This is a genomic window from Streptococcus sp. SN3, from assembly GCF_030439905.1.
The window spans coordinates 141,337-163,062 of the sequence record NZ_JAQFJF010000002.1 but is presented as its reverse complement, the minus strand read 5'-3'; the positions used below and the strand labels follow the sequence as shown (position 1 = coordinate 163,062).

Sequence of the window (21,726 nt, the reverse complement as noted above, 5' to 3'; positions counted from 1 at the left end):
TATCACATTTCTTTAACATCTTTCTTTTTTTCGATAGATAGGAGCAGAGCAATCACACCGATAATGCTGAAGATGAGCCAGCTAGCGTTCATATTCCAGAGGGCTAGGCTGCTGAAGACCATAGTACCAAAGGGGACAGAGAAAGAAAAGAGCAGACTCAGAAAGCTGGAAGTCTGAGCGAGAACATCAGAAGACAACTTGCTCAGTAAGAGGGTGTTGATTTTGGGATTGATCTTGCCGGAGATATAAGCTAGTAAAAAACCAAAAGCAATGCCGACGAAAACAGGCAGATGTAAGAAATTGCTGACAGCAAGCAGAATCATTGTAAGAGCAGCCCAGAGGGTTAGTTGATTTAGAGAGAGACGGCTAAAGTAATCGTTGGGAGTCAGACTGGCTGCAATCATGGCTAGGACAAGAGTGGTCTGAAGAACCAAGAGAGACTGACTAAAGGACAGCTGGAAGATGGGATTGTCCAGCAAGTAGAGATTATAAAGAGCTATAAGAGAACCTGCCATAGCGTTGACGATCAGGATTTGAGCCAGCAGTTTGAGAAAATTGTTAGAACCTTCCTGCTCAAAAATGAGCTTGGACGATGTGTACATTTTCTTCAATTCTTCCTTCAGAGGAGCTTTTTTCTCAGAAATTGCCACTGGGTCATGGGTCAATCTGCGACGGACTAGGTAGAGGATGGTGGAGGATAGGAGAAAGGTTAAAGCATTGACCAAAGCCACTAGGAAAAAGTCTTGCTGGCTGACGGTTAAGAGCCAAACTCCCAAAGCTTGTCCAGCCAGGCTGCAGAGAAAGCTGATAAGCTGGGTAAAAGAGAAGGCTTCCATAAGGTCTTTCTCTGGAACATTCTTTTTTAAAATCGGCATTTGCAGGCCGCTGCGATAGTCGCTGATGATATCTGAAAGAATATTCATCAAGCAGACGGCTGAAAAGGCTAGATATGAGCTAGAGCGAGTCATGAAGGCGACAAGGACAAAGAGCAGGGCTTGAAGATAACCAAAATGAATCAGCCAACGAGCTTTATGGACGGTCTTGTCAGCTTTGATACCAGCAAAGATAGTAAAGAATGTCGGAACCAGGACGATAAAATTAGCCACAGCAATAGCAAACTTGGGATTGGGCATGCTGGAAGCAAATACCACAAAAACAATATTGAAAATAGAAGCTCCCAAGGTGTTGAAGATTCGGGAAAGGCTGAGTGAGGCATAGACCCCATTTTTAAAAAATAATTTCATCGTAGACTCCTTTTCTAAACTGCTAGATTGTATAAAAGCTGATTGGGTGCATCTGTAATCTGGCTTTTGTTTTTTCTCTTTCTGATGACCATTATAGACCGTTTAAAGCCAAAAACAAGGGCTTTTCGGCAACTGGTTAGGTCTCATAAGTAAGTGGTAAAATTCTGAAAGTGACTTGCGCTAGCTCTTTCTGCTTTTAGTATAAAATAGAAAATCTAAGCAGCAGGAAATATTGCATATATTCAACGATTTTTTTGTGCAATTGTTAAGATGAGTAAGTTGGAGTATATTTTGCATAAAAAAACCACTTTTCAACTCAACATCGCTGAGCTTAGAAGTGGAGATTTGCATTATTTACTATATTTTTGAAAAGCAGTATCAAGGACTTCTTGATAGTAGTCAGCACTATGCTGACAGTTCAAGATTCGGAAAATATCGACAGCTTGCTTCATTTGCGAAAGCCCTTCTTCTTTTTGCCCTTTCAAACAAGCTAACTCTCCCTGAGCAAAGAGATAGACAATTCGGAAGTAAGTCTCATTTTCTTCGTAAAAGTGTCGCTCAATGACTTGTTGGAAATAGTCTGCCTGGGTGATATTTTCCTGACTGATGGCCAGCAAATATCCATTAAGAAAAGTAGTGTGCAGGGTGTTGCGATTGTTGACAAACAAGGTAGCAAAATCCTTTCTTGAGAGGATTTCTTTGGTGTATTGGGAAAACAAGTCTAGAGATAAAACCGGAGTGCAGACAGAGAAGAGATTGAGTTCGTAGCGTCCCCAAATGTCAACTGAAAAGAGGTAATCATGGAGGAAATCCAGCTCGCCTAGGCTGGCCTTTTCAGACTCTTTGAGGGCACAGAGATAGGCCTTTATAATCAGGCGTTCAACCCAATCGCTAGTCTTCTTGCTTTTTTGAGTGATTTTTTCTTTTTCCAGATAAAGTTCTTCTAAGAGGTCGAGCTGACTGGCTTGCAACAGGTCTTGAATGTGGCTTAAGAGTTCCTTGTGAGAATGATGATCCTGGATGCCGGCTGCAACGGTAAATTCTTCCGTTTCCGTGTGGATGGCGCTGAGAGCGCTAAAAAGTTTCTGTGCCGAAAGTTCGCTCTGCCCATTTTCAAAGCGAGAAAGCATAGATTTTGAAAATTCTCCGCCAGTCGCCTCGGATAAAGAGATGTGCCTTGCCTCTCGAAAAAATCTAAAAACCTGTCCTAGATGTTCCATTGTCTTCCCTCCTTGCATTTTATTATAACAAAATAATTTTCAATAACATCGTAGCGCCCAAACATGATATAATATAAAGAAAAAACAAAGAGGAACTTATGTTGCATATTCAAGAAATTCGGAAGAATCCAGATGGTCTAGCTTTTGAGAAAAAGCTGGACTTGGCAGAGGAGTTAAAAGAGCGCAATCCTGAGATTTTAGACGTTCAGGATATTGTAGCCAAAGGAAAGGTTCAATATGAAGACGGCCTTTATTTTCTGGATTATGACTTGTCATATACCATTACCTTAACGTCCAGTCGTAGCATGGAGCCAGTGGAACTCAAGGAGTCTTATCTAGTCAACGAAATTTTCATGGAAGAAGGACAGGCTGCATCGCAGGAACTGATTGATCAGGACTTGGTGCTTCCGATTGAAAATGGCGAGATTAATATAGCTGAGAGTGTAGCTGACAATATCCTGATGAATATTCCACTGAAAATCCTAACAGCTGAGGAAGAAGCCGGCCAAGGTTTTCTGTCTGGTCAGGACTGGCAGGTTATGACGGAAGAGGAATTCGCCGCTGCCCAGGAAGCTCAAAAAGAGAAGAACAATCCTTTCGCCGGTTTGCAAGGACTGTTTGATGAATAATTCTTGTAAAAATTTTGAAAATAATTTGAGAATTTGAAATAATTTGTTATACTAAGTATAAAAAGAAAATAGACAATGAAAATTGTCTTATAGAAGGAGATTTAATGGATACATTTTTCTTTCCAACCTGGTTGATTCCAGTAATTATTGGTTTGGTTGTACTTGTTGTACTTTTAGTGAAAGGCTATGTTAACGCACGCCCTAACGAAGTAGTTGTAATTACAGGTCTTCGTAAACAGCGTCACCTTCGCGGTAAAGCTGGATTTATGATTCCTTTTGTAGAGCAGCGCTCCTATTTGGATATTGAGCAGTTCTCAACAGATGTTCGCACATCTGAAGCAGTACCGACTCTTGACTTTATCAATGTACGTGCTGATGCAGCTGTTAAGCTGAAAATCGGAACGACCGATGAAATGATTGCTCGTGCAGCAGAAAACTTCCTTAATTGGAATACAACAGATATTTCTAACTCTGTTCAAGATGTCTTGGAAGGAAATCTTCGGGAAGTAATTGGTCAGATGGAGCTTCGTAAGATGGTCAATGACCGTCAGGAATTTGCCTCAAAAGTTCAGGACAACGTAGCTCCGGATCTGGCTAAGATGGGATTAGAAGTCATTGCCTTTACCGTTCAGTCTTTCTCTGACGAAGGTGGTGTGATTGATAATCTCGGTATCGAAAATGTCGAAACCATCAAAAAAGATGCCCTAATTGCAAAGGCTAAAGCTGAACGTGAGCGCAAGGAAGTAGAAGCTGAGCAAGACAAATTGGCTAACGACAAGCGCGTAGCCGCTGACTTAGAAATCGCTCAAAAGCAAAATGAGTTGAAACTGAAGCAAGCAGCCCTCAAGCAGGAAGCGGATATTGCGCAAGCTAAGGCTGATGCAGCTAAAGGGATTGAGGCAGAGGTGCAGCGTCGCGAGCAAGAACGTGTGGCTGCTGAAGCTAATATCATGAAGCAAGAGAAAGAGGCTGAAGTCAAGGAACGCGAAGTTAAGGTTCGGGAGCAAGAACTGGATGCTAACATCCGCAAACAGGCTGAAGCGGAGAAATACTCTCGTCAACAAGCAGCGGAAGCACAATTGATTGAGCGTCAACGTCAAGCCGAGGCGGAACTCTTTGAAACACAAAAAGAAGCCGAAGCCCGCAAGGCCCAAGCCGAGGCTGAGAAATTTGCGCAACTGCAAGAAGCTGAAGCCATTGAAGCAAAGGGACGTGCTGAAGCTGAAGCTATTCGTCTTAAGCTAGAAGCTGAAGCAGAAGGTTTGGATAAAAAAGCAGAAGCCATGAAGAAGATGCAGGAAGCTGCGATTACTGAGATGATTGTAGACAAACTGCCAGAAATTGCCCGTGCTGTAGCAGAGCCGCTTACTAAGGTGGACAAAATTACTATGTATGGTGAAGGCAATGCTTCTAAGATGGTTGGTGATATCATGCAGAGTATTGACCAAGTGTCGCAAGGTGCAGGCTTTGACATCCGTCAACTCCTAGCAGGAGCTCTTGGTGTTAATATGACTGTTAACAAGCTAAAACAAGATGAGCAACCTGTTATTGAAGCTGCAAATCTTGACACCGACAAAAAATAAAAGAAAAGGCAAATTGCTATGACCCGCACCCCAAAAGTTAGACAGAAAATCTAACTTTTGGGGTGTTTTTAATCTGAAATTAAGTTATACAAATAAACTAGGTGTATAACCTAAAAAGAATGGTGCTTCTCGGGTTCAGATTGACCTCAAATATAATATAGCTGTCTCAAATCTTTAGTGTTATTTGCTTGACTTAAAGCAATAAATAATTGAGAAGATTCTAGTAGATGGCCAACTCCATATAATAAGCTCCCAGACTGAGTTTGGGAGCTTATTGATTTATATCTTCTGTTTGGCCTTGATAGTGGTAGATACAGAGTCGTTTTGCTTGGTCTGGACGACTGACGGTAAAGTGGAAGTAATGGTCCTTCTTGTCCAAGCTTTTGGTCTTGGAGAGTTTGAAATAAGTGGCTTGGCGGCTGGCCATGTGGAGTAGGATGTCATCTTCCATGACCATCAGAGGCTGGGGAAGATTGGAAAATTGATAAAAATCCTCTTGAAATTGATAGTAATTCTGGGAAAAATAGTCAAATTGAAGTTCCTCATGTACATTTTGAGTGGTCATCTGCGCCTCCTGAAGCTTGTATCGAAAGAATCTGATGGATAGCAAGGCCTTTGTAATGGTCACCTTCCTGCAGGAGGACCTGCTTGCAGTCCAGCAGAAAGACGGTAGCAGTAATGTCGGTCAGCTTTCCCTGATTAAGAAAGGTGATTCTGATGGGAACTTGATGACTGTAGGCTTGGTTGAGTAACTGGAATTTTTCCTGTCTATCAAGTTGGGGCAATTGGCTCATATCTAGTTCTTTTTTGGCCAAAGCAGTGCTGTGCTCAGAGAGGAAAAAGCCAGCCCACTTAGCCATGCCCCGATCCTGAAAGTCACGAGCTGACTGATAGGGGAGGTAGGAGCGGTCGGTCATGATAAGCCCTCCAGCCCTCCAGCCGAATGGCCACCTGTCAGCTTGCTTCGAGCGATGGCACGGGAGGAGCCCAGCAAGGCATTTCCCTTAAGCAGAGAGGCGAAGCCGAAGCGATCTCTGATGCGGTCAATCGTCTGTTGGAGCTCCTCTTCTTTTTGAATTTGCAGGGGATCGTCAAAGAGAGAAATCAGACCATAACCTTGATCGACAAAATCACTGTAAAAAACGCCAATCTGGCGGATAGCCCCGCCCTGATATTTGGAACGAAAAAGCTGAACCACAATTTGAGCCAGTCGATCGCTGTTATTGGTAGGCTCAATTTTTTTCTGTGTATGAATGGAAGGCAGGCGATCCTGCTTGGAATAGCGGGCATAGATGGAGACACACTGGCACTTCTTACCAGAGCGTCTGAGCCGAATGGCGACCTGCTCAGCCATTTCTCGGAAAACGAGCTCAATCTCTGCCTGCTGTCTATAATCTCGGGGGAGAATTTGCGAATTCCCTAGGCCGTGTGACTTGACCTGATAAGGCTTGTGAACATTGCTTTCATCAATGCCGTGAGCGTGAAACCAAAGCTGCAGGCCCAGGACTCCCATTTCTTTTTTGAGAATATCGGGATTAAAGTGAGCCAAATCATAAATGGAGTGAATTCCCAGCTTCTTAAGACGGGTGGCTGTTCGGTAGCCGATGCCCCAAAAATCAGTCATTGTCGGAATAGTCCAAACCTTTCTGGGAACATCCTCATAGGACCAGTTGACCCGCATCTTTTTTGTGTGTTTGGCTTCAATGTCTAAGGCTAGCTTGGCGAGAAGTGGATTGGCGTTGCTCAGACCGATAGATGCATAAATCCCAGTCTTCTTCCAGATAGCCTGTTGAATGCGGGCAGCCAGCAGGTCCAGCTTGGTCCTGCGGTCCAGCGTCTGATCGGGAATGAAGTAGTTGATAGAGCTTGTCAAATCTAGGAAGCCCTCATCGATTGAGTAGGGGAAAATGTCATCGGGAGCTGCAAAATCCTGGAAAATCTTTTGGATTTCCATGTTTTTCTGGATGTAGTAGTTCATCCGAGGTGGGACCAGTAAGGTCTTTTGAGCAGCGTCTTCGATAAAGCGTATATAATCTGCTGTAATCGGTAGTCCCTGCTTGCGGGCAGCAGCATAGTTGAACTTACGGGTGTGGACATCAAAAGGAAGATTATAGCTTCGGCTGACATTCTGGCTGCCGAAATTCTTTTTAAAGAGAGGGGTGGCAGCTAGTATCAGTCCAGCGGAATTTTCAATTCGGCTCATGACACAGAGCGAGGTTTTTAAAGGGGCAAGGCCGAGGGAAATGCATTCGCAAGAGGCATAAAAACTTTTCATATCCACAAAAGCGATGTCTGAACGAGGCTCGCGTGAATAATCAAATAGGACCATAGTTTTATACCTCAATCGGCAGAAAATGTCCGACTACGATACCAACAATGCTAGGTTGGTCTTCGTAGGGAGCAAAGAGATCCTCGTAGTCAGGATTGATAGACTCTAAACGAAGTCCTTCAGCTTCTCGATAGACTTTTTTGATATAGGTCTTGCCATTCCACATAAGAGCATAGACAGCCCCATCGTAGTCGAATCCCGTCTGTTTCATAAGGGCAACAGAGCCATTGGGATACTTAGGCTCCATAGAATCCCCAGAGACCCAGGATGCAAAGTCGTGCTGGATATCTTGATCAAAGTAGACAGTTTCGTAGTCTGTTTCATTGTCATAGTAACTGTGCCCGCGCCCTGCAGCTAGCTCAACGGATAGAACCTTATAAGCTGTAAGAGAGCTAACCTTGCGCTGTCTCTCTAGGAGTTGACTAGCTAGCTGGTCTACTTCCTTTTTATGCGGTGGGGTTAGTAAAGGGTAGGTGTAGAGCGTACTAGTCTCATCCACAAAGTAGTTCTCTTGGACCTTGAGACAGGTGGCCAACCTCCTGAGATTTTTTGCGTGGGGTTCTGCTAGACCATTTTCCCAAGCAGAGTAAGTCTTTCGAGAGATGCCCAACTCTTGGTAAATGGAAGACTGGGTCAGATTAAGCTCCATCCGGCGTTTTTTTAATTTTTCATGCGAAAACATATCACACCTCCTATGTAACGTTTTAAAAGTTACATATAGTATAACAGATGAAATAGAGAAAAGCAAGTTCTTTATTGAATATTGTTATTTCCATCAAGAGTGTGGTAAACTGTAGGGAGGAATATGACTTGGAGGTAGAGAGATGTTTCCTATGACAGCAAAAACGATCATGACAGAAGAAGCTTATCGCCGTTTCGCTTGGACCAATTTTTGGTATAAAAAGAATGGAATCTTCTCACTGATTCTCCCTGAGATAGTGGTGCTGATATGCGGTGCAATCTGTTTTTTTATCGGGGAAACTTTGCGAGGCGTAGCTTTTCTTGTTACTGTGGCTGTCCTTCCTTTTCTTTACTATCTGTCCATGAATCGCCATATTAAAAAGTTTTATAGAGGCAACCCCCTCTGGCATGATATAGAGCAGGAGTTTAGCTTCTATGAGACAGACTTTCGTGTCGTTAATCGGAATAACAATGCCAGATTTGACTATCAAGATATTGTGGCGATTATAGACAAGCCAGAAACTTTTTATATTATGGTTGGCCGGTCAATAGGGCTGATCTTGGATAAGGCAGACTGTCAGCCTGAATTAATTGATTTTTTACTAAAACTAAAAGAAAACAGAAGTCTCTAATTTTGGGGGGACTTCTGTTTTTTGTCTGTCAAGTTTTCAAAAAATTGGCCTCCTGTGCGATGTGTGTTATAATGTTTTTTATGAGAGTTGTGGCAGGTAAATACGGGGGCAGACCCCTCAAGACTTTGGATGGCAAGACGACTAGGCCTACGACTGATAAGGTCAAGGGGGCAATTTTTAATATGATTGGTCCCTATTTTGACGGCGGTCGGGTGCTGGATCTTTATGCTGGGAGCGGGAGTTTGGCCATTGAAGCTATTTCGCGAGGTATGGAGACAGCTATCTTAGTCGAGAAGGATCGCAGAGCTCAGGCTATTATTTCAGAGAACATTCAGATGACCAAGGAGCCGGAACGTTTTGACTTGCTCAAGATGGAGTCTGGCCGAGCCTTGGAAATGTTGACGGGGGCTTTTGACTTGGTTCTCTTAGATCCACCTTATGCTAAGGAGCAGATTGTGTCAGACCTTGAGAAACTGGAGGAAGGCCAGCTCTTGAGTCAAGATGCCCTAGTAGTCTGTGAGACAGATAAGGATGTTGAATTGCCAGAAGAAATTGCAGGGCTGGGCATTTGGAAGCAGAAGATATATGGAATTTCAAAGGTGACAGTGTATGTCAGATAAGATTGGATTATTCACAGGGTCTTTTGACCCGATGACCAAGGGCCATGTGGACCTGATTGAGCGGGCCAGCAGGCTCTTTGATAAGCTCTATGTAGGGATTTTCTATAATCGGGAAAAGTCTGGCTTTTTCACAATTGAAGCCAGAGAGCGCGTGGTCAAAGAAGCTCTAGAACATTTGGATAATGTCGAGGTCATCATTTCGCAGAATGAGCTAGCAGTGACAGTGGCCAGAAGACTGGGAACCCAGGCCTTTGTGCGCGGTCTCCGTAACAGTCAAGACCTAGACTATGAAGCCAATATGAACTTTTTCAATCAGGAATTGGCGGGAGAAATAGAAACGATTTTCTTGCTCAGCAAGCCGGCCTATCAGCATATCAGTTCATCACGTATTCGTGAGCTGATTGCTTTTCAGCAGGATATTGCGGCCTATGTGCCCCAAAGTGTAATCAAAGAATTAGAAAGAATCAACCATGAAAAGAATTAAGAAATATCTATGGCCGACGGTCATTGGCGTCACTATTGCCTTTTTTATAGCAGCTCTTTACGTTCGTCTGCCTTATTATATAGAAGTTCCTGGTGGTGCCGAGGATGTTCGTCAGGTCTTGATAGTTGATAATAAGGCCGACAAGGAAGCAGGTTCTTATAACTTTGTGACGGTCGGAGTAGAGCAGGCAACTTTTGCTCATCTGGTCTATGCTTGGCTGACTCCTTTTACAGATATTTATTCCGCCAAGGATATGACGGGTGGCTCCACGGACGATGAGTTTAATCGGATCAACCAGTTTTACATGGAAACATCGCAAAATATGGCTAAATATCAGGGATTGACGACAGCTGGTAAAGAGATCAAAATGGACTATTTGGGGGTTTATGTCCTGCAGGTAGCTGATAACTCAACCTTCAAAGGAGTTCTCAATATTGCTGATACGGTAACCGGTGTCAATGACAAGACCTTTGAAAGCTCTGAGGAGCTGGTCAAGTATGTCAACTCGCAGAAGCTTGGAGATAAGGTCAAGGTGACTTTCCAAGAAGATGGTCAGGAGAAATCGGCAACCGGAAAGATTATCAAGCTGGAGAACGGTAAGAACGGGATTGGCATTAGTCTGATAGACCGGACGGAGGTCAGCAGCAGTATTCCGATTACATTTTCAACTGAGGGTATTGGCGGTCCCAGTGCTGGTCTCATGTTCAGCTTAGCCATTTATACCCAGTTGGCTGATCCGACCCTTCGTGATGGCCGCGATATTGCAGGGACCGGCAGCATCAGCCGTGAAGGTGAAGTTGGCGAAATCGGCGGAATCGATAAGAAGGTTGTTTCAGCAGCCCAAAGCGGAGCAGATATCTTCTTTGCACCGAACAATGAACTGACAGAGGAAGAGAAGAAGCTTTCTCCCAATGGGAAAAACAACTACCAAACGGCTCTGGAGACAGCCAAGAAGATTAAAACGGATATGAAAATTGTTCCAGTTAAAACTCTGCAGGATGCCATTGACTATCTGAAAAAGAACAAGTAAGATCTTAGCTTTTGCTAAGATTTTTCTTGTGAAACAGACAAAATCAGCTGGCCTTTTCTACTTTAAATCGTCAGACTTTTTTCAGAAAGATATTTTTGATGAAAAGTCCGCGAAATACTGGCTGATTTATGATAAAATAAGGTGTTGTAGATAAACTATCCAAGAGTGTTAAAGGAAGAGTATGCGTAAAGATATTTCACCTGAATTATATAATTATAATAAATTCCCAGGACCGGAGTTTAAACAGATTGACAGCAAGATTGTTGCAGAAAAATTCGAGTTTGAATTGATTGAGAACTATAAGGAAGGCTTTGACTTGACGGCCTTTCATCAGCGTTTTTCAGAAATTCTCACCAAGTTTGACTATATTGTCGGTGACTGGGGCAATGAGCAGCTGCGCCTGCGTGGTTTTTACAAGGACGAGCGGGCTAATGAAAGCGATGAGAAGATCAGTCGCTTAGAAGACTATTTGCTGGAGTACTGCAGCTATGGCTGTGCTTATTTTGTCTTGGAAAATCCAAATCCCCAGCGCGCTTCCTTTGATAAGAAATCGCATGGCAAGAAAGAGACAGAAGGTCGGTCAAAACGTTCTCGCAACAGCCGTTCAGGCGGCAACCGCAATCGCAGAAGCGAGCGAGACCGAGACAGCCGCTCTAAAAGGGACAATAAGCGCTCTCGCAACAATTCCCAGCAAGATAGGCAGAAAAAGCAAAAAGACAGCAATCGCCATTTTGTAATTCGTCAGAATAAAGGAGAAAAATGAAACCATCTATTTATAGCTTAACGCGCCAGGAAATGATTGAATGGGCGGAAGCTCAGGGAGAAAAGAAATTCCGTGCTGCCCAGATTTGGGAGTGGCTCTATCGCAAGCGGGTCCAGTCTTTTGAGGAGATGACCAATCTATCCAAGGACTTGATTGCCAAGCTAAATGATCAGTTTGTCGTCAATCCGCTTAAGCAGCGCATTGTTCAGGAGTCGGCTGACGGTACAGTCAAGTACCTCTTTGAGCTGCCGGATGGTATGCTGATTGAGACGGTGCTCATGCGCCAGCACTATGGACTTTCTGTCTGTGTGACCACCCAAGTAGGTTGTAATATCGGCTGTACCTTCTGTGCTTCTGGCTTGATTAAAAAGCAACGCGACCTCAATAACGGTGAGATTGTAGCTCAGATTATGCTGGTTCAGAAGTATTTTGATGAGCGTGGTCAGGATGAGCGGGTTAGTCACATCGTAGTTATGGGAATTGGCGAGCCTTTTGACAACTATGATAATGTGCTCAAGTTTGTCCGGACGGTCAATGATGACAAAGGTTTGGCTATCGGTGCCCGCCATATCACGGTTTCAACTTCAGGACTGGCTCATAAGATTCGTGACTTTGCCAATGAAGGTGTGCAGGTCAATCTAGCTGTATCCCTCCATGCCCCGAATAATGAACTGCGGACCAGCATTATGCGGATTAACCGGTCCTTCCCTATAGAAAAGCTTTTTGCAGCTATCGAATACTATATTGAGACGACCAACCGTCGTGTGACCTTTGAGTACATCATGCTTAATGAAGTCAATGACGGGGTAGAGCAGGCCAAGGAACTGGCTGAGCTGCTCAAGAACATTAAGAAACTGTCTTATGTCAATCTCATTCCTTACAACCCCGTTAGCGAGCACGACCAATACAGCCGCAGTCCCAAAGAGCGTGTGATGGCTTTCTATGATACTCTCAAGAAAAACGGAGTCAACTGTGTGGTTCGTCAGGAACATGGTACAGATATTGATGCAGCCTGCGGCCAGCTGCGTTCTAATACTATGAAGCGTGATCGCGAGAAAGCATTGGTAGAAAATGTTCAGCCTTAAGAATTATCTGACTTCAGACGGTGAGTTGACAGCCAAGGGACGGAGATTGCTGATAGGAGGAAGCTGGCTCTATTTCTTGATGCTTTGCATTCTGTGTTTTATTCCTCAGGTTCCAGAGCCGGGAATGGAAACGCCGGGAATCCAGTATTTTGGCCGAATAGTGGTTTTGTTAATCCCTTTTAATTCCTTTGTCAATATTGGCGAGATTACTTCTTGGATCCAGCTGGTCAAGGTCTTTATCCAAAATCTAGCCAATATTTTCTTGCTGTCGCCCTTAATTTTTCAATTGCTTTACCTCTTTCCGAAATTGCGGAAGACAAAGAAGGTTGTATGGCTGAGCTTTGGGATGAGTCTGTCTATTGAAGTGACTCAGATTCTGCTGGACCTTCTTATCAACGCCAATCGGGTTTTTGAGATTGATGATCTCTGGACCAATACTTTGGGTGGTTATCTGGCTTGGCGGGCATTTCAGCTTGGTCAAAAAATCTGGAAAAATCGTCAAGACGACGCTTTCAAAAGAGATTAGCCAGCGAAAGGTTCGGATTTAGGAGAAAAAATAAAATTTTTTCTTGACAAGAAAAAGGAAAAGGCCTATAATAAAATAAATCATCAGAAAAGTAATAATTTTTTCTACTTTCAGGGAGCCTGTGGTTGGTGGAAACAGGCAGTGGAAGGTTATGAAGTGGGCTGATGCAAAAAATGAATTTGAAGCAATAAAAATTCGGTGAGCACACCTTACAGTGCAGCTTGTTGTTAGACAAGACAGAGATATGGAGGCAGTCTATACTTTGCTCCATAATTGAGGTGGCACCGCGATTTTACGCCCTCACACAGAGTTTTTTCTGTGTGTGGGCTTTTGTTTTGCTTGAAAATAAAGAAATGAGGCAATCAAGATGACAGAAACTAAAGGATATTTTGGACAATTCGGCGGCTCCTTTGTACCGGAGCCTATCCAGGCCTTGCTGGATGAATTGGAAGCAACTTTTGAGAAGTATAAGGATGATCCAGAATTTTTAAATGAATACCGGCATTATTTGGCAGATTATTCAGGCCGGGAGACTCCGCTTTACTTTGCAGAAAGTCTGACCCAGCATCTGGGCGGGGCTAAGATTTATTTGAAGCGGGAAGATCTCAACCATCTGGGCTCACACAAGCTCAATAATGTTTTAGGTCAGATTCTTCTAGCTAAGCGCATGGGCAAGACCCGGGTCATTGCTGAAACTGGAGCTGGCCAGCATGGTGTGGCAACTGCGGCAGCCGCAGCTAAGTTTGGTATGAAGTGCGATGTTTACATGGGTGCAGAGGATGTAGAGCGCCAGCGCCTTAATGTCTTCCGCATGGAAATGATGGGAGCGACTGTTCACGCTGTGGAAACAGGAACCAAAACCCTCAAGGATGCAGTGGATGCAGCCTTTGGAGCTTGGATGAACGATTTGGAAGCCTTCTATGTCTTGGGCTCAGCTGTCGGTCCTCACCCCTATCCGACGATTGTTCATGAGTTCCAAAAGGTGATTAGTGAAGAATCTCGCCGTCAGATTTTGAACAAGGAAGGCCGCTTGCCAGACTATGTCATTGCCTGTGTAGGCGGTGGCTCCAATGCTATCGGCGCTTTTTCTCAGTATGTGGCGGATGAAGAAGTCAAGCTGGTTGGTGTTGAAGCGGCTGGACGGGGTCTTGATACAGACCAGCATGCAGCGACCATGACCAAGGGAAGTGTCGGAGTAGTGGACGGCATGAAGACCTACGCTGTCTTTGCTGAAGATGGTCAGGTGGCGCCGGTCTACTCCATTTCGGCAGGCTTGGACTATCCTGGAGTTGGTCCTGAACATGCTTTCTTTAAAGATTCCGGTCGAGTAGAATACGTGGCAGCGACAGATGATGAAGCTGTGGATGCCTTGCTTCTCTTGACACAAAAGGAAGGAATTTTGCCAGCGATTGAAAGCTCTCACGCCATTGCTGAAGCCATCAAGCGAGCTCCGCAATTATCATCTGACCAAATCATCATTATCAATGTATCTGGTCGTGGAGACAAGGATGTGGCAGCCATTGCCGACTATCTAGAAAAACGAAAATAAAATACCCAGCAGAAGAGTAGTAACATCCCTCCTTTCAGAGAGTCTGTGGTTGCTGAGAACAGGCAGGAGAAGTTATGAAATGGGCTGTTGGAGTCAACATTTTGTCCTTTAGTTGAACTTTTATTATTTTGTTAGTATGCTTTGCTGTAAACCAGTATGCTGACTTGAACTAAAAGGGATCTAAATGACTGCAAATAGGTAAATGAGATGTGGAGCCTGAAAACTCCATAACTGAGGTGGCACCGCGATGATACGCCCTCACAGGATGAACTGTGTGGGCGTTTTTCTGTAGTTCTGGAGCCAGTTATGACAGTGGACAGGTGCTATCTGTTCTTGTGGAATGCGGTCATAGCTAGTAGTTTGTTCCTCCTTAAACGCTTCTGATTAAATAGAAAGAAAAATTATGCAAAAGATTTTACCAGCTGATATTTTATCGCCGATTCTGGCTTATATGCGGATTCAGGGTGACCACAAGGTGATTTTGGAAAGTATTCCGAGAGATAGCGAGACAGCCCGCTTTTCTATCCTAGCCTATAATCCAGTCTTTGAAGTCCGCTATGAAAATGGCCAGTTAACAAAGAATGGGCAAGTAATCAAGGCAGATCCCTTGGACTATTTGCATGAGTTAGCCGTAAAAAAAGATCATCATTCAGACCTGCCTTTTGGTGGTGGAGCCATCGGTTTTGTTGGCTACGATATGATTTCCCTCTATGAGGAGATTGGCCAGATTCCAGCTGATGTGATTGGGACGCCGGATATGCACTTTTTCGTCTATGAGAGTTACATGGTTTTTGACCATAAAAAAGACAAGGTCTATATCCTTGAGGAGGCCCTCTACAGTGATAGAAGCGAAGCTGATTTAGCTGCCAGTCTGGAGAGGATTATGGTTGAGCTGGCGCAGCCAGCGGTAGATGAATTTTCACCGCTGGAACTATCCAGTTTGAACTTCCAGAGTCATATCGAGCAAGCAACTTTTGAAAAAATGGTGGAAGAAGCGCGTAGCTTGATTCGGCAGGGAGACATGTTCCAATGCGTTCTCAGTCAGCGTTTTTCAGCAGAGTATTCTGGTAGGCCACTGGATTACTATCGCAATCTGCGTGTGACCAATCCTTCCAACTATCTCTACTTTTATGATTTCGGGGATTATCAGATCATCGGAGCCAGCCCAGAAAGTCTGGTCTCTGTCAAGCAGGGGCAGGTTACGACCAATCCTATTGCTGGGACCAGACCGCGCGGGCAGGATGAAAGAGAAGATAAAGCCTTGGCGAAGGAGTTGCTGGCTGACGAGAAGGAAGTGGCTGAGCATCGTATGTTAGTTGATTTAGGGCGTAATGATATCGGTAAAATTGCCCAGAATAACAGCGTGGAAGTCACTAAGTACATGGAGGTAGAGTATTTCCGCTATGTCATGCACCTGACCAGTGTGGTCCGTGGTCAGCTTCTGCCTCAACTGACAGCTATGGATGCGCTCAAGTCAACCCTGCCGGCCGGCACCGTTTCGGGTGCGCCTAAGATTCGAGCCATGAAACGGATTTATGAGCTAGAGCAGGAAAAACGTGGCGTTTATGCGGGGGCTATTGGCTATCTGTCTGCGACAGGCGATATGGATTTTGCCATCACTATACGCACTATGGTTTTGAAAAATGGCAGAGCTTACGTTCAAGCTGGAGCGGGTATTGTTTATGACTCGATCCCTACTAATGAATACCAAGAAACCATCAACAAGGCCAAATCAATGACCAAGATAGGAGAGATGCAATGATTTTATTGATTGATAATTATGATTCTTTTACTTACAATCTAGCCCAGTATATCGGCAATTTTGCAGAAGTTAAGGTCTTGCGTAATGATGATGCAGGCCTTTATCAAGCGGCAGAAGAAGCTGATGCTTTGGTTCTATCTCCGGGTCCAGGCTGGCCAGCAGATGCAGGACGGATGGAAGAACTTATCCGTGATTTTACTAGTAAAAAGCCGATATTGGGGATTTGCTTGGGGCACCAAGCCATTGCAGAAGTATTTGGCGGAAAGCTAGGATTGGCTCCCAAAGTCATGCACGGCAAACAAAGTATTCTGCGTTTTGAGGGAAAATCTCCTATCTATGAGGGGCTAGAGGATGGACAGCCGGTTATGCGCTATCATTCGATTTTGATTGAGGAGATGCCGGAGGATTTTGAAGTGACGGCTCGGGCGGCTGATGATAACTCGATCATGGCTATCCAGCACAAGAGTCTGCCCATTTATGGTTTTCAGTATCATCCAGAAAGTATTGGCACGCCGGACGGCTTGTCGTCTATCAAGAATTTCATCGATTTAGTAAAATAAAGGAGGATGTATGAAAGAGATAATTGCAAAACTAGCTGATTTTAAGGATTTAAGCAGCGCTGAGATGACAGATGTTATTGAGCGTATTGTCACTGGACGGGTGACAGAGTCTCAAATTGTAGCTTTCTTGCTGGGGCTTAAGATGAAGGGGGAGACGATTGAGGAACGAACTGCTTTGGCTCAGGTAATGCGAGGCCATGCTAAGCAGATTCCAACCACTATTCGCACTGCAATGGACAATTGCGGTACCGGTGGAGACAAGTCTTTCAGCTTCAATATTTCGACTACGGCAGCTTTTATACTGGCAGGTGGCGGGATTAAGATGGCCAAGCACGGCAATCGCTCCATTTCTTCTAAGTCAGGCTCAGCTGATGTGTTAGAAGCTCTGGGTATCAATCTAGACTTGGACGCTGCTAGCTTGGGCAAGGTTTTTGAGCAGACAGGTATCGTCTTTCTCTTTGCAAAGAATATGCACCCAGCCATGAAATACATCATGCCAGCACGTCTTAGCTTAGGCATTCCCACAATCATGAATCTAACTGGCCCCCTTATCCATCCCATGAGTCTAGAAACTCAGCTTTTGGGGACCAGCCGGCCGGATATGTTAGAGAGCACAGCAGAGGTTTTAAAAAATATGGGCCGTAAGCGTGCAGTAGTCGTGTCGGGGCCGGATGGTCTTGACGAGGCCGGCCTTCATGGCCGTACCCAGTATGCTCTGCTGGAAGATGGGCAAATCAGCCTGCACAGCTTTCTGCCGTCAGATGTTGGCATGGAAGAGATAGCTCTTGAAGCGATTCGCGGAGGCAATGCCAAGGAAAATGCAGAAATTCTGCTATCTGTCCTGCAAAATCAAGCCAGCCCCTATCTAGAAACGACAGTGCTGAATGCGGGATTGGGCTTCTATGCTAATGGGAAATCAGACAGCATAGAAGAAGGAATAGCTTTGGCCCGCCAAGTAATTGCAAGCGGTGCAGCCTATGAAAAACTCAAGCAACTACAGGAGTATCAGAAATGAGTAAAGAATTTCTCCCAACCATTCTAAAGCAAAAAGAGCAGGAAGTGGCGGCTATGTCTTATGAAGAGCTGCAACCTCTGCGCTCGACCTATTCCCTCTATGAATATCTCAAAAGTCGTCCTCAAGAGCTGCAGCTGATTGCTGAGGTTAAAAAAGCCAGCCCCAGTCTGGGAGATATTAATCTCGGTGTGGATATTGTGGAGCAGGCTCGCACCTATGAACGATGCGGTGCAGCCATGATTTCGGTCCTGACAGATGAGATTTTCTTCAAAGGACATCTGGATTACCTGAGAGAGATTTCCAGTCAAGTGACCATTCCAACCCTCAATAAGGACTTTATCATTGATGAAAAGCAGATTGTTCGCGCCCGCAATGCAGGAGCGACAGTTATTCTTCTGATTGTAGCTGCTTTGTCTGAAAAGCGGCTGCAAGAACTCTATGATTTTGCGACAGGTTTAGGCTTGGAAGTTCTGGTCGAAACCCATAATCTGGCGGAGCTGGAAATTGCCCATAGAATAGGAGCACAGATAATCGGTGTCAATAACCGCAATCTAGTTACTTTTGAGACTGATATCAATACAAGTCTTCAGCTATCTGCCCATTTCAAAGATGACAGGGTTTACGTGTCTGAGTCCGCTATTTTCAGCAAGGAAGATGCTGAGCTAGTAGCTCCTTATTTCCATGCGGTTCTAGTCGGAACAGCCCTGATGCAGGCAGAGGATGTGGCAGAAAAAATCAAGGAGCTGAAAATTGACAAAGGTTAAGATTTGCGGCTTATCAACGGCCAGCGCTGTGGAAACGGCATGCCAGGCTGGTGCAGATTATATTGGATTTGTCTTTGCTGAGAGCCGTCGGAGGGTTAGTTTGGAGCAAGCTCAGGAGCTAGCTGCCTTGGTGCCGCCTACTGTCCGAAAGGTAGGAGTTTTCGTCTCTCCGAGTTTAGCAGAGCTGCAGGAAGCTATTTCGGTGGCAAATCTGGATTTGGTGCAGATTCATGGCGATTTTAATGAAGATCTTCTGTCTGAGATCGGCCGGCCGGTTATTCGAGCTTATCAGGTCAAGGGAGCGTTAAAAGGAGTCAGCCAACAAGCGGACTACCTGCTCTTTGATGCCCCTCTTGCCGGTAGTGGTCGGACCTTTGACTGGCAATCTTTTGACAAGAATCAAATCCACCAGCCCTTCTTTATCGCCGGTGGTTTGAATGCAGGAAATGTCCGAGAAGCGATTCAGCACTTCGCTCCTTACGCAGTTGATGTCTCAAGCGGGATCGAGACTGACGGCCAGAAGGACTTAGAGAAAATAAAAGAATTTATAGAAAGAGTGAAACATGGCATATAATCAACCCAATCAAGAAGGATTTTACGGTGAGTTTGGCGGGCGCTTTGTTCCAGAAACTCTGATGACAGCAGTTTTGGAGCTGGATAAAGCTTACCGTGAGAGTAAAAAAGACCCAGCCTTTCAGGCAGAGCTGGACGAGTTGCTGAAGCAGTATGTAGGGCGAGAAAATCCTCTCTATTTTGCTAAAAATCTGACAGCCTATGCTGGCGGTGCTAAGATTTATCTGAAGCGAGAAGACCTCAACCATACCGGGGCCCATAAAATCAATAACGCTCTAGGCCAGGTCCTATTAGCTAAGCGAATGGGCAAGAAGAAAATTATTGCAGAGACTGGTGCGGGTCAGCATGGAGTAGCTACAGCCACTGCTGCAGCCCTTTTCAACATGGACTGTACTATCTACATGGGCGAAGAAGATGTCAAGCGCCAAGCCCTCAATGTCTTTCGGATGGAACTTCTTGGAGCCAAGGTGGAGTCTGTGACCGATGGCTCTCGAGTCCTCAAGGATGCGGTCAATGCAGCTTTACGAGCTTGGGTGGCTCAGGTCGATGATACTCACTATATTATGGGATCGGCCTTGGGACCCCATCCCTTCCCAGAGATTGTCCGCGACTATCAGAGTGTGATTGGTCGTGAGGCTAAGCGCCAGTTTGCTGAGCAAAATGCAGGTGCCCTGCCAGATGCTTTAGTCGCCTGCGTTGGCGGTGGTTCCAATGCTATTGGGCTCTTTTATCCCTTTGTAGATGATAGTACAGTGGCTATGTATGGAACAGAAGCGGCTGGGCGAGGCATCGATACAGATGAACATGCTGCGACCTTAACCAAGGGCCGGCCGGGTGTTTTACACGGTGCCTTGATGGATGTCTTGCAGGATGAGCAAGGGCAGATTCTGGAAGCTTTCTCTATCTCTGCTGGGCTGGACTATCCGGGCATCGGTCCCGAACATTCTCATTTTAATGCTATTCAGCGCGCGACTTATGTCCCAGTCACAGATGAAGAAGCCTTGGAAGCCTTCCAGCTCCTATCTCGTATCGAAGGGATTATTCCTGCTCTAGAGTCTAGTCACGCTATTGCTTACGCAGTTAAGTTGGCTAAGGAGTTGGGACCAGATAAATCAATGATTGTCTGCCTATCCGGCCGTGGTGACAAGGATGTCGTTCAGGTAAAGGAACGCTTGGAAAAAGAAGCGGCTCAAAAAGGAGGTGCCCATGACTAAAACACTCACTCAGCATTTAGAAACCATCAAAAGAGAAGGCAAGGGAATTTTCCTTCCTTATATCATGGCTGGTGATCACGAGAAAGGTTTAGCAGGATTAGCAGAAACTATCGCATTTTTGGAAAACTTGGGTGTGTCAGCCATTGAAATCGGCCTGCCATTTTCAGACCCTGTTGCAGATGGGCCGGTTATTGAAGAAGCCGGTCTGAGAAGTCTGGGTCACCATACTTCGGCCAAGTCTTTAATCGCAAGCTTGCAGAAGTTGGACACTCAGCTGCCTCTCATCATCATGACCTACTTCAATCCTATCTTCCAGTACGGTCTCAAAGATTTTATCAAGGATTTGGCTAGGACGCCGGTTAAGGGATTGATTATTCCGGATCTGCCCTACGAGCATAGGGACTTTATCCTGCCTCTGCTGGAAGATTCAGATATCGCTCTAGTTCCTTTAGTGAGCCTTACGACTGGACTAGAACGTCAGCAGGAGCTAATTAAGGAGGCAGAAGGTTTTATCTACGCTGTAGCCATCAACGGTGTAACGGGTAAGAGCGGAAGCTACCGCAATGATTTGGACCAGCATTTGAGCAAGCTCCATGATATTGCTGAGATTCCAGTGCTGACAGGTTTTGGCGTTTCAACTTTAGAGGATGTTGATCGCTTCAATCAAGTCTCAGACGGAGTCATTGTCGGATCTAAGATTGTCAAAGCTCTTCATGAAAAGGACGCCAGTATAGCAGCCTTTATCCAAGAAGCAGCAGCTTATAAGAAATAATCACCACCACACCAAACAAAAGACAAGGTACAAATGCTAGCCTGTCTTTTTTCTTTTTAAAGCAGAAACAGGCGAGGCCAGAGAAACTAGCGATTTGGATCAGGATGAGAGTCTCCGTCAGGCTGAAAATGGCTGAGCAAGACGCCAGAAAGAGAAAGTCACCAGCTCCAATACGAAGATTATAAAAGAAGGCTAGAAGTCCTAAGGCTAAAAAGAAGAGCATGAGAAGGTTGACGCCTGCTGTCATCAGCAGCAAAAGCTGAAAAATCAGCCAGACCATCAGGGGATATTGCTGCTCTCTTTGATCGTAGATGGCCAGGGTCAAGCCCATGGTGAATAGTAGGAGTTGACTGATGGAAATCGTGCCAAGCGAAGTTGCTAGAGAAAGACCGCCCAAGAGACATTCAAAAAATAAATAGCGTAAGGGAATCTTGTCTCCACAGAAGCGGCAACGAAGACGGTTCATGACTTGAGAAAAAATAGGAATCAAATCACGCGGTGCCAATCTTTTCCCGCAGGCATTGCAATGGCTAGCGGGAGTGATGATAGACCGCTCTGGGAAGCGGTCTATCATCAAGCCTAGGAATGAGGCAAAGACAGTGCCAATAAGAAAAAAGTATAGATGAATCATACTTATTTATTCGTAATTTTAAACAGAAAAATTCTGAAATTTTGCAACTTTTCTAATAAA

24 protein-coding genes and 1 other annotated feature are annotated in these 21,726 nt (G+C 44.9%); of the genes, 17 read left to right on the top strand and 7 right to left on the bottom strand.

Annotated elements, in window-relative coordinates:
• Nucleotides 1–2: 2 nt before the first annotated feature.
• Both PCY71_RS04755 and PCY71_RS04750 read right to left on the bottom strand, forming a co-directional pair.
• Entirely contained in the window at nucleotides 3–1,244 is a 1,242-nt protein-coding gene (locus tag PCY71_RS04755) for a transporter (protein ID WP_048772648.1), read from the bottom strand.
• Between the two features lie 350 nt (nucleotides 1,245–1,594).
• Nucleotides 1,595–2,464, bottom strand: coding sequence for an Rgg/GadR/MutR family transcriptional regulator (locus PCY71_RS04750; RefSeq protein WP_048772651.1), 870 nt, complete (start codon nucleotides 2,462–2,464; stop codon nucleotides 1,595–1,597).
• A gap of 98 nt (nucleotides 2,465–2,562) precedes the next feature.
• On the opposite strand from PCY71_RS04750, the gene PCY71_RS04745 reads away from it, so the two are divergent.
• Nucleotides 2,563–3,093 carry a DUF177 domain-containing protein gene (locus tag PCY71_RS04745; RefSeq protein WP_002900960.1) on the top strand — a complete coding sequence of 177 codons (531 nt, stop codon included), beginning with the start codon at nucleotides 2,563–2,565 and terminating at the stop codon, nucleotides 3,091–3,093.
• A gap of 104 nt (nucleotides 3,094–3,197) precedes the next feature.
• Nucleotides 3,198–4,676, top strand: coding sequence for a flotillin family protein (locus PCY71_RS04740; RefSeq protein WP_002896230.1), 1,479 nt, complete (start codon nucleotides 3,198–3,200; stop codon nucleotides 4,674–4,676).
• Between the two features lie 271 nt (nucleotides 4,677–4,947).
• Here the strand turns inward: PCY71_RS04740 and PCY71_RS04735 are convergent, their stop codons facing one another.
• Genes PCY71_RS04735 through PCY71_RS04720 form a run of 4 tightly spaced genes read right to left on the bottom strand, consistent with a single transcriptional unit; the run spans nucleotide 4,948 to nucleotide 7,687 of the window.
• Nucleotides 4,948–5,241: a DUF5960 family protein gene (locus tag PCY71_RS04735; protein WP_002910360.1), complete on the bottom strand. Its 294-nt coding sequence runs from the start codon at nucleotides 5,239–5,241 to the stop codon at nucleotides 4,948–4,950.
• Entirely contained in the window at nucleotides 5,219–5,593 is a 375-nt protein-coding gene (locus tag PCY71_RS04730) for a hypothetical protein (protein WP_002910359.1), read from the bottom strand. Before PCY71_RS04730 ends, PCY71_RS04735 begins: the two co-directional genes overlap by 23 nt.
• On the bottom strand, nucleotides 5,590–7,005 hold the full coding sequence (locus PCY71_RS04725) for a Y-family DNA polymerase (RefSeq protein WP_002910358.1): 1,416 nt from the start codon (nucleotides 7,003–7,005) through the stop codon (nucleotides 5,590–5,592). Before PCY71_RS04725 ends, PCY71_RS04730 begins: the two co-directional genes overlap by 4 nt.
• A gap of 4 nt (nucleotides 7,006–7,009) precedes the next feature.
• Nucleotides 7,010–7,687, bottom strand: coding sequence for an XRE family transcriptional regulator (locus PCY71_RS04720; RefSeq protein ID WP_002898067.1), 678 nt, complete (start codon nucleotides 7,685–7,687; stop codon nucleotides 7,010–7,012).
• Between the two features lie 142 nt (nucleotides 7,688–7,829).
• Between PCY71_RS04720 and PCY71_RS04715 the strand changes: the two genes are divergently transcribed.
• From PCY71_RS04715 to trpA, 15 genes are all read left to right on the top strand, one after another.
• Nucleotides 7,830–8,318 (top strand): YcxB family protein, encoded by a 489-nt coding sequence (locus PCY71_RS04715; RefSeq protein WP_048772657.1) that lies wholly within the window; start codon nucleotides 7,830–7,832, stop codon nucleotides 8,316–8,318.
• Between the two features lie 71 nt (nucleotides 8,319–8,389).
• Nucleotides 8,390–8,938 (top strand): 16S rRNA (guanine(966)-N(2))-methyltransferase RsmD, encoded by a 549-nt coding sequence (rsmD, locus tag PCY71_RS04710; protein ID WP_048772661.1) that lies wholly within the window; start codon nucleotides 8,390–8,392, stop codon nucleotides 8,936–8,938.
• Nucleotides 8,928–9,422 (top strand): pantetheine-phosphate adenylyltransferase, encoded by a 495-nt coding sequence (coaD, locus tag PCY71_RS04705; protein WP_048772665.1) that lies wholly within the window; start codon nucleotides 8,928–8,930, stop codon nucleotides 9,420–9,422. The genes rsmD and coaD overlap by 11 nt, the downstream gene beginning before the upstream one ends.
• Nucleotides 9,409–10,452 (top strand): SepM family pheromone-processing serine protease, encoded by a 1,044-nt coding sequence (locus tag PCY71_RS04700; protein WP_048772669.1) that lies wholly within the window; start codon nucleotides 9,409–9,411, stop codon nucleotides 10,450–10,452. Before coaD ends, PCY71_RS04700 begins: the two co-directional genes overlap by 14 nt.
• 181 nt (nucleotides 10,453–10,633) lie before the next feature.
• Complete coding sequence (locus PCY71_RS04695; protein WP_002904019.1) at nucleotides 10,634–11,215, top strand: YutD-like domain-containing protein; 582 nt, start codon at nucleotides 10,634–10,636, stop codon at nucleotides 11,213–11,215.
• Nucleotides 11,212–12,300, top strand: a complete 1,089-nt coding sequence (gene rlmN, locus PCY71_RS04690) for a 23S rRNA (adenine(2503)-C(2))-methyltransferase RlmN (protein ID WP_048772674.1) — start codon at nucleotides 11,212–11,214, stop codon at nucleotides 12,298–12,300. The genes PCY71_RS04695 and rlmN overlap by 4 nt, the downstream gene beginning before the upstream one ends.
• Entirely contained in the window at nucleotides 12,287–12,826 is a 540-nt protein-coding gene (locus tag PCY71_RS04685; protein ID WP_048772676.1) for a VanZ family protein, read from the top strand. Before rlmN ends, PCY71_RS04685 begins: the two co-directional genes overlap by 14 nt.
• A 69-nt stretch (nucleotides 12,827–12,895) precedes the next feature.
• Nucleotides 12,896–13,131: a binding site (T-box leader), on the top strand.
• 62 nt (nucleotides 13,132–13,193) lie between these two features.
• The gene (trpB, locus tag PCY71_RS04680) at nucleotides 13,194–14,375 is read left to right on the top strand and encodes a tryptophan synthase subunit beta (RefSeq protein ID WP_002921983.1); all 1,182 of its coding nucleotides are present in this window, start codon (nucleotides 13,194–13,196) and stop codon (nucleotides 14,373–14,375) included.
• A gap of 403 nt (nucleotides 14,376–14,778) precedes the next feature.
• Nucleotides 14,779–16,137 (top strand): anthranilate synthase component I, encoded by a 1,359-nt coding sequence (trpE, locus tag PCY71_RS04675; RefSeq protein WP_048772679.1) that lies wholly within the window; start codon nucleotides 14,779–14,781, stop codon nucleotides 16,135–16,137.
• Nucleotides 16,134–16,697, top strand: a complete 564-nt coding sequence (locus tag PCY71_RS04670; RefSeq protein ID WP_002900940.1) for an aminodeoxychorismate/anthranilate synthase component II — start codon at nucleotides 16,134–16,136, stop codon at nucleotides 16,695–16,697. Before trpE ends, PCY71_RS04670 begins: the two co-directional genes overlap by 4 nt.
• A 10-nt stretch (nucleotides 16,698–16,707) precedes the next feature.
• Nucleotides 16,708–17,712 (top strand): anthranilate phosphoribosyltransferase, encoded by a 1,005-nt coding sequence (gene trpD, locus PCY71_RS04665; protein ID WP_009659935.1) that lies wholly within the window; start codon nucleotides 16,708–16,710, stop codon nucleotides 17,710–17,712.
• Nucleotides 17,709–18,476, top strand: coding sequence for an indole-3-glycerol phosphate synthase TrpC (trpC, locus tag PCY71_RS04660; protein WP_002910344.1), 768 nt, complete (start codon nucleotides 17,709–17,711; stop codon nucleotides 18,474–18,476). Before trpD ends, trpC begins: the two co-directional genes overlap by 4 nt.
• Nucleotides 18,463–19,050, top strand: coding sequence for a phosphoribosylanthranilate isomerase (locus PCY71_RS04655; protein ID WP_002910343.1), 588 nt, complete (start codon nucleotides 18,463–18,465; stop codon nucleotides 19,048–19,050). Before trpC ends, PCY71_RS04655 begins: the two co-directional genes overlap by 14 nt.
• On the top strand, nucleotides 19,040–20,263 hold the full coding sequence (gene trpB / locus PCY71_RS04650; protein ID WP_002910340.1) for a tryptophan synthase subunit beta: 1,224 nt from the start codon (nucleotides 19,040–19,042) through the stop codon (nucleotides 20,261–20,263). The genes PCY71_RS04655 and trpB (PCY71_RS04650) overlap by 11 nt, the downstream gene beginning before the upstream one ends.
• Nucleotides 20,256–21,035, top strand: a complete 780-nt coding sequence (trpA, locus tag PCY71_RS04645; RefSeq protein ID WP_002898050.1) for a tryptophan synthase subunit alpha — start codon at nucleotides 20,256–20,258, stop codon at nucleotides 21,033–21,035. Before trpB (PCY71_RS04650) ends, trpA begins: the two co-directional genes overlap by 8 nt.
• Here the strand turns inward: trpA and PCY71_RS04640 are convergent.
• Nucleotides 21,004–21,666: an A24 family peptidase gene (locus tag PCY71_RS04640; RefSeq protein ID WP_301412464.1), complete on the bottom strand. Its 663-nt coding sequence runs from the start codon at nucleotides 21,664–21,666 to the stop codon at nucleotides 21,004–21,006. The two genes, trpA and PCY71_RS04640, sit on opposite strands and share 32 nt — an antisense overlap.
• Nucleotides 21,667–21,726 lie beyond the last annotated feature (60 nt).

What these genes read in the sequence shown, in the direction of transcription:
- PCY71_RS04755 (WP_048772648.1), bottom strand. Translation starts at nt 1,244, where the DNA reads ATGAAATTATTTTTTAAAAATGGGGTCTATGCCTCACTCAGCCTTTCC.
- PCY71_RS04750 (WP_048772651.1), bottom strand. Translation starts at nt 2,464, where the DNA reads ATGGAACATCTAGGACAGGTTTTTAGATTTTTTCGAGAGGCAAGGCAC.
- PCY71_RS04745 (WP_002900960.1), top strand. Translation starts at nt 2,563, where the DNA reads ATGTTGCATATTCAAGAAATTCGGAAGAATCCAGATGGTCTAGCTTTT.
- PCY71_RS04740 (WP_002896230.1), top strand. Translation starts at nt 3,198, where the DNA reads ATGGATACATTTTTCTTTCCAACCTGGTTGATTCCAGTAATTATTGGT.
- PCY71_RS04735 (WP_002910360.1), bottom strand. Translation starts at nt 5,241, where the DNA reads ATGACCACTCAAAATGTACATGAGGAACTTCAATTTGACTATTTTTCC.
- PCY71_RS04730 (WP_002910359.1), bottom strand. Translation starts at nt 5,593, where the DNA reads ATGACCGACCGCTCCTACCTCCCCTATCAGTCAGCTCGTGACTTTCAG.
- PCY71_RS04725 (WP_002910358.1), bottom strand. Translation starts at nt 7,005, where the DNA reads ATGGTCCTATTTGATTATTCACGCGAGCCTCGTTCAGACATCGCTTTT.
- PCY71_RS04720 (WP_002898067.1), bottom strand. Translation starts at nt 7,687, where the DNA reads ATGTTTTCGCATGAAAAATTAAAAAAACGCCGGATGGAGCTTAATCTG.
- PCY71_RS04715 (WP_048772657.1), top strand. Translation starts at nt 7,830, where the DNA reads ATGTTTCCTATGACAGCAAAAACGATCATGACAGAAGAAGCTTATCGC.
- rsmD (WP_048772661.1), top strand. Translation starts at nt 8,390, where the DNA reads ATGTTTTTTATGAGAGTTGTGGCAGGTAAATACGGGGGCAGACCCCTC.
- coaD (WP_048772665.1), top strand. Translation starts at nt 8,928, where the DNA reads ATGTCAGATAAGATTGGATTATTCACAGGGTCTTTTGACCCGATGACC.
- PCY71_RS04700 (WP_048772669.1), top strand. Translation starts at nt 9,409, where the DNA reads ATGAAAAGAATTAAGAAATATCTATGGCCGACGGTCATTGGCGTCACT.
- PCY71_RS04695 (WP_002904019.1), top strand. Translation starts at nt 10,634, where the DNA reads ATGCGTAAAGATATTTCACCTGAATTATATAATTATAATAAATTCCCA.
- rlmN (WP_048772674.1), top strand. Translation starts at nt 11,212, where the DNA reads ATGAAACCATCTATTTATAGCTTAACGCGCCAGGAAATGATTGAATGG.
- PCY71_RS04685 (WP_048772676.1), top strand. Translation starts at nt 12,287, where the DNA reads ATGTTCAGCCTTAAGAATTATCTGACTTCAGACGGTGAGTTGACAGCC.
- trpB (WP_002921983.1), top strand. Translation starts at nt 13,194, where the DNA reads ATGACAGAAACTAAAGGATATTTTGGACAATTCGGCGGCTCCTTTGTA.
- trpE (WP_048772679.1), top strand. Translation starts at nt 14,779, where the DNA reads ATGCAAAAGATTTTACCAGCTGATATTTTATCGCCGATTCTGGCTTAT.
- PCY71_RS04670 (WP_002900940.1), top strand. Translation starts at nt 16,134, where the DNA reads ATGATTTTATTGATTGATAATTATGATTCTTTTACTTACAATCTAGCC.
- trpD (WP_009659935.1), top strand. Translation starts at nt 16,708, where the DNA reads ATGAAAGAGATAATTGCAAAACTAGCTGATTTTAAGGATTTAAGCAGC.
- trpC (WP_002910344.1), top strand. Translation starts at nt 17,709, where the DNA reads ATGAGTAAAGAATTTCTCCCAACCATTCTAAAGCAAAAAGAGCAGGAA.
- trpB (WP_002910340.1), top strand. Translation starts at nt 19,040, where the DNA reads ATGGCATATAATCAACCCAATCAAGAAGGATTTTACGGTGAGTTTGGC.
- trpA (WP_002898050.1), top strand. Translation starts at nt 20,256, where the DNA reads ATGACTAAAACACTCACTCAGCATTTAGAAACCATCAAAAGAGAAGGC.
- PCY71_RS04640 (WP_301412464.1), bottom strand. Translation starts at nt 21,666, where the DNA reads ATGATTCATCTATACTTTTTTCTTATTGGCACTGTCTTTGCCTCATTC.